An 11,719-nucleotide genomic window follows, 5' to 3' on the forward strand; every position below is an offset into this window, starting at 1 on the left:
CATCGCATGGATGAACCGCCTTTTTAAATATTTATTCTATATAAACTACTCGTTATGATGGAGGCATTGTAGGCCTAACTTCAATCTTGCTTGGCAAGGTGCGCGGATTCATTTTTAGTAAATCTACTACAAGCTTGCCTATATCTTCAATTTGTATCTTCCAAGAATCCTTAGCATCTGGGTTATTTCCATTGAAATGCGTAGAAACCGAACCGGGCATAATGGTACTCACCTTTACCCCGTGATCACGAAGATCCAGCATTGCTGCTTGTGTAAAACCTGTCAATCCAAATTTGCTTGCGTTATAAGCGCTTCCTCCTTTAAAAAAGTTAGTACCCGCCAAACTAGATATACTTATAAAATAACCTTTGTTGTTTTTTAATTGTTCAACGCTTGCTTTCAAGGTGTAAAAGGGTCCTGAAAGATTTGTATCAATTGTCTCCTTCCATTCTTCAATGGAAATATCTTCCACAGAGCCAAAATGTCCAAGTCCTGCATTTGCAATAACAATATCAATACCGCCAAATTTGGCCACGCCGTCACGAACAGCTTTTTGTTGACTCTCGTAGTTTCGAACATCAGCTTCAAGTCCGATGGCCTGTGCCCTATCATTTCCGTTGGAGTTTAATTTTTTTGCGGCTTCTTCTGCAGTTTTCTTTGTTCTTCCTGTTATGGCTACATTGATGCCTTCCTTAAGCAATGCTTCTGCAATTCCGTAACCTATTCCTTTTGTACCGCCAGTAATGAGTGCGGTTTTTTTTTCTAAATCATTCATTGTTTTTCGTTTTCCCCAAAGTTACCAATTGTGAAATGGAATGTTATTAAATTCTGCTTAAATTTGAAAGATGAAGTTTTTGCCTAATGTATTATTTATCTTTCTGTTCTTTGGTTTTTCTTCCAATGGGAAACTCCAGAAACCTTTGGTTAACCTCAAAGACTTTTCAACTGAATTTGTTTACGAAATACGCTATGCTACCCCCCATAATTTTATAGGCGAAGCACTTTACGACTGTGCCGAATGTTTGCTTCGCCCCGAAGTAGTAGAAGCCTTATTACAAGCCAACCAATATTTTTGTGAAAAGGGTTACCGCATAAAAATCTACGATTGCTACCGCCCCTTGGACGTACAGAAAAAGATGTGGGCAAAAGTGCCGCGACCAACCTATGTGGGCAATCCTTATGGCAATGGCTCCATCCACAACCGGGGTGCAGCAGTAGATATTACCCTGGAAACTCTGGAAGGTTGCTATGTTGAAATGGGCAGCGATTACGATTACTTCGGAAAGGAAGCGCACATTGACAATTACAATTTTTCAAAAGAAATACTCGCCAACCGAAAGTTGCTCTTTGAAGGGATGCGAAAATTTGGTTTCAGCACCATCAGAACGGAATGGTGGCATTTCAGTTACAAAAAAAATTGGAGCTACACAACGTTGAACCTTCCCCTACCCTGCGAATAAAATTTATTATTTATGGGGAAGATTTTTTTCTGCATTTCCACTTATTTTAAAGGGGATTTCAGGTGTATTCTTATATAATTTTAACTCGATCACATCAGATGGTAAATTGAAATCGGCATTGGCCAATGCCTCCTTTACCTGTTTTATTATTATACCTCGCAATACACGTGACGCTCTTCTATAGTCGACAGTGTCTACCCAAAAGAATACCTTTAGGTTTACGGTACTTGCGGCAAGTTCATCTTCAATCACAAAATTTTCATGGGTTTCATCACGAATTATTTCTTTGTTATTATCCAAGACCTCCTGAATTACTCTCTTGGCAGCTTCAATATTATCTTCATAACCAATTCCAACCGTAAAATCCACACGGAAAAAACCATCGGCTGTGTAATTTTCAACAGGTTTGGTAAGCACATCGCTATTGGGAATATATATATCGCGGCCATCAAATGTTTTTATATGGGAATACCGAAAGCTTAAGGCCCTCACCTTTCCGAATATATTGTCTATTTTGATAGTATCATTAATATTAAATGGCCTATTAAATGCAAGAATCACCCCCGCCAAAAAATTTTTGCCAATATCCTGAAAGGCAAATCCCAAAATAATGGCGCCCCCGCCCACGGCCGTTAATACTCCAGTGGCTATGCCATCAAGGCCTGCTACGCGCAAGGCAATCATAATGGCAATTATAATTAAAATGATTTTAACCGCTTGGGCCAAAAACTTTGCCATTAGCGGATCTTCAGATTTTTGCTGGAATCGTCTTTTATAGAAATTGGTTAACAATTGGGCAAGTAACACGCCCAATATAATCACCAAAATTGCCAAGGCAATCCGCGGAAGAATCTTTAAGAATTCTTCATAATAGTTCTGTAATGAATTTTGGATTGTTTCGCTTGGCGATTGTAAAAGTGGCAGCATCTATTTTTCTTTTAAAGATAAACATTCTTGATAAATGAAGACATCAAATAAATTATTCTTAAAATTTAGTAGGGCATTGCGCAAGATGTATCTTTGCAAGAAAATAAAAGTTGTGGATCTTTCAGTAAAATCATTTAAATTAATAAGCACATTAGAGGCTATCTCTTTTTTGGTTCTTTTGGGAATTGCAATGCCCCTAAAATACATTTGGCATATGCCTCAAATGGTTCAAGTAGTAGGCATGGCGCACGGAGTGCTATTTGTGCTTTACGTTGGGGGTGCTCTATATATGTATAAAAAGTTGAAATGGTCTATTACAGATTTATTTATTGTGGTAATGTGCTCCGTGTTACCTTTCGGTCCTTTTTATGTGGAACGTAAATATTTATAAATGAATAGGGAAACAATTCAAAATTATAGCTGCGTATTCCAAGATTACCTTGTAAGTGAAGGAATGGTCGTAGAATGGGCTATTTTTTTGAATGTACTGGTAAACTGCGTCATTATATTTACTGCGGTTGTAATTCTTGATGTTGTTTTCAGAAGATTTATTGTGGAAGCATTTAAGGCTTTCAGTGACAAAACCAAAACCACCTTTGATGATTATTTGGTAAAAAGTAATTTTCCCAGATTTATTGCCCATACCTTACCCTTAGGAATCGTTTGGTACCTTATACCCATTATCTTTATTGAATCGCCGTTTATAACAAATTTACTTCAGGTTGCGGCTCAGGTATATTTGGTCATTCTTTGTGTACTTATCTTTAGAAGTATTTTACGCACCACTCGGAATTTTCTTGAGGAAAAGGAACGCTACCGTGACAAACCCATGGAGAGTTACGTGCAGGTAATGATGATCTTTGCTTGGGGTGTTGGCATTTTTTGGATCATACAATTGCTCACGGGCTATTCCGTAATCAGTTTAACAACATTGGGAGCGGCTTCTGCGGTAATCCTTTTGATTTTTAAGGATACAATCCTTGGTTTTGTAGCAAGTATCCAGGTTTCAGTAAATGATATTGTACGCATTGGCGATTGGATTACGTTCAGCAAATTTGGCGCCGACGGTTACGTAACCGAGATAAATCTTGCGACGGTTCGCGTACAGAATTTTGACAATACCTATACTACCATTCCCACCTATAGCCTAATTGCAGATTCCTTCCAAAACTGGCGCGGTATGCAGGAAAGTAAAGGCCGTAGAATAAAACGCTCCATATTCATCAAGCAAACATCCATAAAATTTCTTTCTTCGGAAGATATTGAGAAGCTCAAAAAAATTCAATTGATAAAACCCTATTTGGAACACCGCCAAAGAGATGTGGATAAACACAATAGAATGAACGAAGCTGACAAAAAACTTTTGATAAACGGACGAAACCAGACCAATCTTGGGGTTTTTCGGCATTATGCAGATGCTTTCTTAAATGAAAATTCTGCAATAAACAAAGATCTTTTTATGATGGTTCGTCATTTATCACCCACTGATAAAGGCATTCCCATTGAGATTTTCTGCTTTAGCCGCGACAAGAAGTGGGAAAATTACGAACACATTCAGGCCGATATTTTTGATCATTTATTGGCAGCCATACCCTATTTTGATTTGGAAATATTTGAACTTCCTACCGGTAAGGATTTTTCATCTCTGCACCATGATTAAGTTTTTAAAGAAATAAAAACTATCTTTAAAATATAAACCTGTCCATTTTCATGAAGTTTAAATCGTTTCTTTATATTTTAGGAACAGTTGCGGTTATACTTACAATTTTTCCATTTGTGGCTGTGGATTATTGGTGGATACGTATTTTCGATTTTCCGCATATTCAGCTTACAATATTAACATTTGTAGCGTTTGTGGTATTTTTCATGAGGTTTGAGGTGAAGCGGGTAAACGATTATTTATTTGTAACCATTTTGGCTGCTTGCCTCATTATGCAAGCGTGGAAAATAATACCCTATACACCCCTTGCAGCTAAAGACATTCAAGATAGCCAAGAAAAAAATGCGGGGACTACCATTTCATTGTACGCTGCCAACGTACTTCAATCCAACAAAAAACCTGAACTTTTAATCTCGGATTTCAAAGAGATGAATCCAGATATAATGTTGCTCGTAGAAACCAATGAGAGATGGAGGGATTATGTTGTTAAAAACTTACCCGATGCATACAAATATAGGGTAGAGGTTCCCCAAGACAATACATATGGTATGCTATTGTACTCAAAGTACCAATTAATAAATCCTGAGGTAAAATATTTGGTTGATAAAAAAATTCCTTCCATACACACTAAACTGTTGTTAACAAGCGGTGATACAGTGCAACTATACAGCATTCACCCTACTCCGCCTATGCCACAGCACAATCCCCGTTCTACAGACAGGGATTCAGAAATGATGAAAATTGCCAATTTAAGCAGAACATCTACTTACCCTGTAATTGTTTTGGGAGATTTTAATGATGTAGCCTGGTCAAACACCACATCCTTATTCCAAAATGTAGGTGAATTATTAGACCTCCGAAAAGGCAGGGGAATATATAATACATACAATGCCAATAGCGTTGTTTTTCGATGGCCATTGGACCATATATTCGTGTCAGCGGAGTTTAGACTTATTGCTATAAAACTTGGACAAGATATCAATTCAGATCATTTGCCTACTTATGCAAATCTCAGTTTTGAGCCTGAAAAAGCAGCCGAACAACAACCTGAAAAACCTTCTGAAAAGCAACTCAAAAACGCCAAACAGCAAGCAGAACGTGTGCAATTATAAATCAGCGGCAGCTATTTTTTTCTTAAAAAAGCGTGTCGGGATTATCCATATTTGGAATGTGAAGATTCGTTCCAAATCGCTCATTCGCTTTTTTTATAAAATGTGCCGAAAGCAATGGCGATGCCTTTTCAATATTTTGGTGCACAAAAAAGTAAATGTTTTGCAAACCTTGGTCAATCCATTCTTCCAATCGGTCTATCCAATCATTCAGCCGTGTATAATCACTTGGATGGTTAGCGCCATTATAACGAATAAAAGCAGTGGGCGTGGTAAGCCGCATGTGAAGTAAATCACGCCTTCCGGCTGTATCCACAATAACATTTGTGATACTGTATTTTTCTAAAATATGGTAAAGTTCTTCGGACATTTTTTTATCGTTGAACCAATCGGTATGTCTAAATTCTATCGCGGGTTTTATGTCTTTGGGAAGTATTTTGAAAAACGGTTCCAATCTGTCCATATTCTTCGGCGCGAAATTATCTGGAAGCTGCACAAAGGGCATTTCCAATTTTTCCTGCAGATTTGATGAATTCAAAATGTATTCATTTAAGGTTTCCTCACAATCCTGAAGCCTTTTCCAATGGGAAATTCCTTGAAAAAACTTAGGAAAAAACCTGAAATTTTCAGGTGTTTTTTCATACCAGCCCGAAAAGGTATCTGCAGGAAAAATTCTGTAAAAAGTTGCATTCAGCTCAATGCTATTGAACTGGGTTGCGTAATATGTCAGTTCATCTTTTGTCCCACGCGGATAAAAGCCTTTTAAATCTGCCTTGTTCCATTTTGCACAGCCTACATAGAGCTTTGGTGGAATTGCCTTTTTATACTTCGACAGCAGGACTTTTGTTCCGGGGTGGTCCGGCGGAAGTGAAAAGTCTATATTTCCGGGGTCGTCCACTTTTCCGAATTTCATGATTTTTAGTTTTAAGTAAAGATACTTTTTAAAACATATTCCAGAAAAATATTAACCTGTAACTTTTTATAAAACTGATAGTCTTATATTTACTGAAATTTAAAAAAAACATTTTATGAAAACCATTAAAACACTTGTCATCCTTTTTTTATTTGCTGCTATTATTCCTATGTCTGCGCAAACTGCAGATGAAATCATTAACAACTATTTTGAAAACACAGGCGGAAAAGCTTCGTGGGAAAAATTACAGGCTGTAAAAATGACTGCAACGGCAAATACCCAAGGCATGGAAATACCTGTAGAAGTATTCCAAACTAAAGACGGAAACCAACTGGTAAAGATTAATTTTCAAGGTCAAGAAATTGTACAGCAAGCCTTTGATGGGGAAACAATGTGGAGCACCAATTTTATGACAATGCTGCCAGAAAAAAGCGATGCAGAAGCTACTGAAAATATGAAAAAGCAGATTAATGACTTTCCCTCCCCGTTTTTAAACTATAAAGACAAAGGTTTCACTGTAGAGCTGATGGGTAAAGAAACAAAAGATGGTACTGAAACATACAAAATAAAACTTACCCAGTCCCCTATTACGGTTGATGGTGTAGAGCAGCCTAATGTTTCTTATCATTATTTTGATACAGAAACATTTGTGCCAATTGTTTCAGAACATCCCATTACTCAAGGTCCTATGAAAGGCCAGATGAATGTTAGCACCATGAGCGATTATCAAGAAGTTGAAGGATTATATTTCCCTTTCGCACTTTCTATGGCAGGGCAAGGAATTCAGTTAAAAGAGGTAATTGTTAATCCCGAAATTGACAAAGCTATCTTTGCATTTCCTGTGACTTCCGAAAATTCAGAAAAAAAGGAATAACAATATATTTTGAAAATAAGATCCCTGTATGAACGGGGATTTTTTTTCAATTAATATTCAAAGCGCCCAACCTTAAAAACCAACCGTAATGAAAAAATTGATTCTTATACTTTTTGCAGCCTTTGGCTCACTTCCGCATTTTTACGCTCAAGAAACAGTGCTCAAGGGAAAGGAACTTTTTGGCAATATGGAAGCCCGGCATATTGGACCTGCCCTCATGAGTGGTCGTATAAACGATCTTGAAAACCATCCTACCAACGCACGTATTCTTTACGCTGGTGCCGCAGGTGGCGGGGTTTGGAAATCTAGTGATGGCGGCGCAACGTTTGCCCCAATTTTTGATGAACATGCGCAATCTATAGGGGTTATAACATTAGATCCCAAAAACCCAGACGAAGTTATTTGGGTAGGAACAGGTGAAACTTGGACCCGAAACTCAGTTTCGGTGGGAAATGGTTTATTTAAAAGTACGGACGGCGGAAACAACTGGAAAGAAATTCCAGGTTTTGAAAATTCAGAACGCATTGCTTCCATTGTCATAAATCCAAACAAAACAGATGAAATATATGTGGGCGTTTTGGGTGCACTTTGGAGTGACAGTGAAGACCGTGGTGTGTATAAAACCACCGATGGGGGAAAAACGTGGAAAAAAATTCTATATGTAGGATCCTCCACTGGTGCTTCAGATGTTTTAATGGATCCCAAAAATCCCAACGTCCTCTTTGCTTCTATGTGGCAGTTCCGAAGGACGGGCTGGGGTTTCAATTCTGGTGGCGAAAACAGTGCAATTTATAAATCCATCGATGGAGGGAAAACTTGGAATAAATTAACAAATGATCTTCCATCGGGAAAACTGGGGCGCATTGGGATTGCAATGGCACCAAGCGACAGTAAAATAATTTATGCGGTAATTGAAACTGGTGAAAAAGAAACCAACGGGCTTTGGAGATCAAACGACAGCGGTAATTCTTGGGAACATTTAAATAATGATTTTGGGCTTACCGTGCGCCCTTTTTATTTTTCACGAATAACTATCGATCCTAAAAATCCTGATATCATAGTGAAAGGTGGCTTAACAGGTTCTATAAGTCGCGATGGAGGTAAAACTTTCAAAAATCTAGGGAATATGCATAGCGACATTCACGATGTTGTTTTCGATATAAATAATAGTGATATTATCTATTCGGGAACAGATGGCGGGGTTTACCGATCCTGGAATGGGGGCTCTACTTTTGAAATTGTGGAGAATCTTCCGCTTTCTCAATTTTATCACATAAGTGTTGACGATGCCCAACCTTACAATGTGTACGGAGGATTACAGGACAACGGTTCCTGGTATGGACCCTCATCTGCCCCTGGCGGTGTTTCTGCACGGCACTGGAACAGTGTAGGCTATGGTGATGGTTTTAGAGTCTTAAAGCACCCTACCAAGAACATTATTTATTCAGAAATGCAGGGCGCAGCAAACGTTTGGCGTTATGACGTGGACCTAAACAGAACAACCACTGTGCAACCCCAGCCCAAAAAAGGTGATGCGGAGCTTCGTTTTAATTGGAATGCGCCAATGGCCGTAAGCAATTTCGCTCCGGATAGATTTTATATGGGAAGTCAATTTTTGCACCGTTCCGACGATATGGGCGATAGCTGGACCATAATTTCACCAGATTTAACAACAAATGATAAAGCTAAACAGGATCAAGCCATTTCTGGTGGACTTTCGGTTGATAACAGCGGAGCGGAAAAGCACACCACCATCTTCACAATTGCTGAATCGCCAATGGACGAAAATATTATTTGGGTGGGAACCGATGATGGAAATGTGCAGCTTACTACCGATGGCGGAAAAACTTGGACCAACCTTACCGAAAATCTTGTGGGAATCCCTAAAAATACTTGGGTTTACCACATTGAGGCCAGTGTTCACGGCAAAGGGACTGCATATGCAGTTTTTGAAGGCCATACTACCGGCGATATGAAGCCATACACATTGAAAACCACTGATTATGGCAAAACTTGGAAGTCTATAATTTCAGATGATATAGATTCAAAAGCATTTGTCAGAAATATTCAAGAAGATTACGTAAATGAAGATTTACTGTTCCTGGGCACTGAATTTGGACTTTATGTTACAGTAGATGGTGGAAAAAACTGGTCTCAGTTTACAAACAAGTTGCCTCCTGTGGCTGTTCATTTTATTGATTTACAAAAACGAACAAATGATTTGGTGATGGGTACCCACGGACGCGGTGTTATTATTATTGACGATATAAGTCCCCTGCGTGAATTAAATTCTGAAATATTAAATAAGGACGTTCATTTTTTTAAGACTGAACCATTCACAATGACCGAAGATAGCGGTTTTAGTGGAAGTTTTGGAACTGAAACACAATTTGTAGGTGAAAATAAAACCAACGCTGCACAAATTGCATATTACTTGAAAAAACGCCATACGTTTGGAAAAATGGAGATGGAAGTGCAAGATATGGAAGGCAATAAAATAACGACACTCAATCCTGGAAAATCAAAAGGGATTAATATTGTGAACTGGGATTTTAGTACTGTGGCTCCAAAAATGGCACAAGCCAAAACCCTCGCTTTTAGCGGTTTTACTGCTCCAAGAGTTCCTGCAGGAAAATATAAAATAGTACTGACAAAAGGGAAGGAAACCTATACTCATAACATTGAAGTTAAATATGATGACAAATCGGTCACCACTTTAGAACAGCGAAAAGAACAGGAAACTCTCACCGATGAATTATTCAATATGGTAGAGGATTTGGCGTATATGGTATATCAAATCACCGAAACACAAGCAAAAGCTACTGAAGTAATTGAGAAAAATCCAAAAGGGAAAAAAGAAGCCCAAAAGCTATTTGATGCTTTGGAGAACCTTCGGAAAGACTTGGTAATTACCACTGGCGATAATTATGTTGCCTCTGCAGAACCTGAATTACGTGAAAAAATGGGCGATCTTTACAGCAATGTAGCATCAAATTTCAACAAGGTTTCTGGAGCTTCAAAAGCAAATTACGAACTGATTTCCGATGAGTTTTCAAAAGCAAAGAAACGCTATGAAACTATAATGGAAAAAGAAGGAAAAAAATTCTATTCATTTTTGGAAAAAAACAACATCCCAAAACCAGAAATTCAAAGAAAAGAAGAATTTTTGAAAAAGGGATAATCCCTCTTAGGTCACAAATACACTAATAATAATATGCTATTTGTGCATTCGTGGCTTTTTTTTATTTATTGATAAACACTGTTTTTCGATTCACAAACTCCCGAATACCGTGTTCGCTGAGCTCGCGTCCATAACCACTTTTTTTGATTCCACCAAAGGGCAATCGTGGGTCGCTTTTCACCAATTCATTTATAAAAACCGCGCCTTCATCAAAACGAAAAGCGAGCTTTTCGGCTTCCTCAATATTCTTGGTGAAAATGGAAACGCCCAATCCAAATTTTGAAGAATTTGAAAGCGAAATAGCTTCTTGCGCAGTTTTAAATGTTGTCACGGAAAGTGCCGGCCCAAAGGTTTCTTCATTAAATACGGCCATCTTATTAGCAACGTTTGTTAAAATAGTAGGTTCAAAATAAGCACCCTGCCGCTTTCCTCCTATCCTTATTTTAGCTCCCGCTTTTACGGATGCATTAACCTGTTTTTCCAGATCCTTTGCCAAATCCTCACGTGCTAATGTTCCAATATAAGTTTCCTCGTCCATAGGGTCACCACTTTTCAATTCCCGAACTTTCACAAGCATTTTTTCAACAAATTCTTCCGAAATAGATTCGTCAATCAGCAAGCGTTTTCCTGCTATACAGCTCTGCCCAGTATTTTGGAAACGGGCCTGCACACAAGTGTCTATCGTTTTGTCCATGTCGCAATCTTTCATCACGATCAGCGCATTGCTTCCGCCAAGCTCCAATACCGTTTTTTTAATATTTTTACCCGCAACCGATGCCACGGAAGAACCCGCAGGACCGCTTCCGGTAAGCGTTACTGCTTTTATTTTTTCATTTTCAATAATTCCTTCAACAGCATCACTTCCAACTAATAAAGTGGTAAAACAGTTTTTTGGAAACCCTGCCCTGTTAAATACTTTTTCAATATTTAAAGCACTTCCAAAAACATTTGAAGCGTGTTTCAAAACACCAATATTGCCTGCCATTAAAGCTGGTGCAGCAAATCTAAAAACTTGCCAAAACGGGTAATTCCATGGCATAATTGCGAGCACGACACCAAGTGGTTCGTAGCTTACGTAGCTTTTGTGGGCATCGGTCTTTATTACTTCGTTTTGAAGTTGCTTTTCGGCATTTTCGGCATAATATTCACACACCCATGAACACTTTTCAATCTCCGCAATGGCCTGATAAATAGGCTTTCCCATTTCCAAAGTCATTGTTTCGGCATATTCCCTTTTGTTTTTTTTCAATTCAGAAGCGGCGGCCAACATCAGTTTTTTTCTTTCGGAAAAAGGTGTTTCACGCCAATTGTAAAAACGTTTGTCGGCTTTATCGATAATTTCGGAAATTTCCTTTTTTGTGTGGTTTTTATACGATTTCAATTCCTTTCCGTTATAAGGATTGATGGAAGTGGTTGTGGCCATGGTTTTTCTTTTAAAAGTATTGAAAACATTGAGAACCCTGCATCCGATTAAGATGATTTTAACGCGTCGGTTGTTAAAAATAAACCCGTGAAACCCTCGTTACCTTTTAAGGATTGTGATACATTTGCGTAAATTGAAATTTTAATTAATTACCAAAACCAACCCGCTTTGC

At 38.3% G+C, this 11,719-nt stretch carries 10 protein-coding genes; 6 read left to right on the top strand and 4 right to left on the bottom strand.

Annotation, left to right across the window (positions count from 1 at the left end; translation table 11 throughout):
- Window positions 1–52 precede the first annotated feature (52 nt).
- Window positions 53–775: an SDR family oxidoreductase gene (locus JK629_RS13235; RefSeq protein ID WP_202336085.1), complete on the bottom strand. Its 723-nt coding sequence runs from the start codon at window positions 773–775 to the stop codon at window positions 53–55.
- Between the two features lie 70 nt (window positions 776–845).
- On the opposite strand from JK629_RS13235, the gene JK629_RS13240 reads away from it, so the two are divergent.
- Window positions 846–1,460 (top strand): M15 family metallopeptidase, encoded by a 615-nt coding sequence (locus JK629_RS13240; protein WP_202336086.1) that lies wholly within the window; start codon window positions 846–848, stop codon window positions 1,458–1,460.
- A gap of 6 nt (window positions 1,461–1,466) precedes the next feature.
- Here the strand turns inward: JK629_RS13240 and JK629_RS13245 are convergent, their stop codons facing one another.
- Window positions 1,467–2,387: a mechanosensitive ion channel family protein gene (locus JK629_RS13245; protein WP_202336087.1), complete on the bottom strand. Its 921-nt coding sequence runs from the start codon at window positions 2,385–2,387 to the stop codon at window positions 1,467–1,469.
- Window positions 2,388–2,472: 85 nt separating this feature from the next.
- Between JK629_RS13245 and JK629_RS13250 the strand changes: the two genes are divergently transcribed.
- The 3 genes from JK629_RS13250 to JK629_RS13260 are packed head-to-tail and all read left to right on the top strand — an operon-like array spanning window position 2,473 to window position 5,159.
- A complete protein-coding gene (locus JK629_RS13250; protein ID WP_202338063.1) occupies window positions 2,473–2,778 on the top strand; it encodes a DUF3817 domain-containing protein in 306 nt (101 codons plus the stop codon).
- Window positions 2,779–4,047: a mechanosensitive ion channel family protein gene (locus tag JK629_RS13255; RefSeq protein ID WP_202336088.1), complete on the top strand. Its 1,269-nt coding sequence runs from the start codon at window positions 2,779–2,781 to the stop codon at window positions 4,045–4,047.
- Window positions 4,048–4,097: 50 nt separating this feature from the next.
- Window positions 4,098–5,159, top strand: coding sequence for an endonuclease/exonuclease/phosphatase family protein (locus JK629_RS13260; RefSeq protein ID WP_202336089.1), 1,062 nt, complete (start codon window positions 4,098–4,100; stop codon window positions 5,157–5,159).
- Window positions 5,160–5,181: 22 nt separating this feature from the next.
- Here JK629_RS13260 and JK629_RS13265 read toward each other — a convergent pair whose 3' ends face one another.
- Window positions 5,182–6,069, bottom strand: a complete 888-nt coding sequence (locus tag JK629_RS13265; protein ID WP_202336090.1) for a DUF72 domain-containing protein — start codon at window positions 6,067–6,069, stop codon at window positions 5,182–5,184.
- Between the two features lie 115 nt (window positions 6,070–6,184).
- Here JK629_RS13265 and JK629_RS13270 point away from each other — a divergent pair, with 115 nt between their 5' ends.
- Together JK629_RS13270 and JK629_RS13275 are read left to right on the top strand one after the other, a co-directional pair.
- On the top strand, window positions 6,185–6,943 hold the full coding sequence (locus JK629_RS13270) for a LolA-like protein (protein WP_202336091.1): 759 nt from the start codon (window positions 6,185–6,187) through the stop codon (window positions 6,941–6,943).
- 88 nt (window positions 6,944–7,031) lie between these two features.
- On the top strand, window positions 7,032–10,124 hold the full coding sequence (locus JK629_RS13275) for a WD40/YVTN/BNR-like repeat-containing protein (protein WP_202336092.1): 3,093 nt from the start codon (window positions 7,032–7,034) through the stop codon (window positions 10,122–10,124).
- A 61-nt stretch (window positions 10,125–10,185) separates the two neighbouring features.
- On the opposite strand, the gene JK629_RS13280 is transcribed toward JK629_RS13275, so the two are convergent.
- Complete coding sequence (locus JK629_RS13280; protein WP_202336093.1) at window positions 10,186–11,547, bottom strand: NAD-dependent succinate-semialdehyde dehydrogenase; 1,362 nt, start codon at window positions 11,545–11,547, stop codon at window positions 10,186–10,188.
- Between the last annotated feature and the right edge of the window lie 172 nt (window positions 11,548–11,719).

This window comes from Aequorivita iocasae, assembly GCF_016757735.1.
In the GTDB taxonomy this organism is placed as follows: domain Bacteria; phylum Bacteroidota; class Bacteroidia; order Flavobacteriales; family Flavobacteriaceae; genus Aequorivita; species Aequorivita iocasae.

Bases quoted from the DNA above. Each gene is read 5' to 3' on its own strand.
- JK629_RS13235 (WP_202336085.1), bottom strand. From the start codon at position 775: ATGAATGATTTAGAAAAAAAAACCGCACTCATTACTGGCGGTACAAAA.
- JK629_RS13240 (WP_202336086.1), top strand. From the start codon at position 846: ATGAAGTTTTTGCCTAATGTATTATTTATCTTTCTGTTCTTTGGTTTT.
- JK629_RS13245 (WP_202336087.1), bottom strand. From the start codon at position 2,387: ATGCTGCCACTTTTACAATCGCCAAGCGAAACAATCCAAAATTCATTA.
- JK629_RS13250 (WP_202338063.1), top strand. From the start codon at position 2,473: ATGTATCTTTGCAAGAAAATAAAAGTTGTGGATCTTTCAGTAAAATCA.
- JK629_RS13255 (WP_202336088.1), top strand. From the start codon at position 2,779: ATGAATAGGGAAACAATTCAAAATTATAGCTGCGTATTCCAAGATTAC.
- JK629_RS13260 (WP_202336089.1), top strand. From the start codon at position 4,098: ATGAAGTTTAAATCGTTTCTTTATATTTTAGGAACAGTTGCGGTTATA.
- JK629_RS13265 (WP_202336090.1), bottom strand. From the start codon at position 6,069: ATGAAATTCGGAAAAGTGGACGACCCCGGAAATATAGACTTTTCACTT.
- JK629_RS13270 (WP_202336091.1), top strand. From the start codon at position 6,185: ATGAAAACCATTAAAACACTTGTCATCCTTTTTTTATTTGCTGCTATT.
- JK629_RS13275 (WP_202336092.1), top strand. From the start codon at position 7,032: ATGAAAAAATTGATTCTTATACTTTTTGCAGCCTTTGGCTCACTTCCG.
- JK629_RS13280 (WP_202336093.1), bottom strand. From the start codon at position 11,547: ATGGCCACAACCACTTCCATCAATCCTTATAACGGAAAGGAATTGAAA.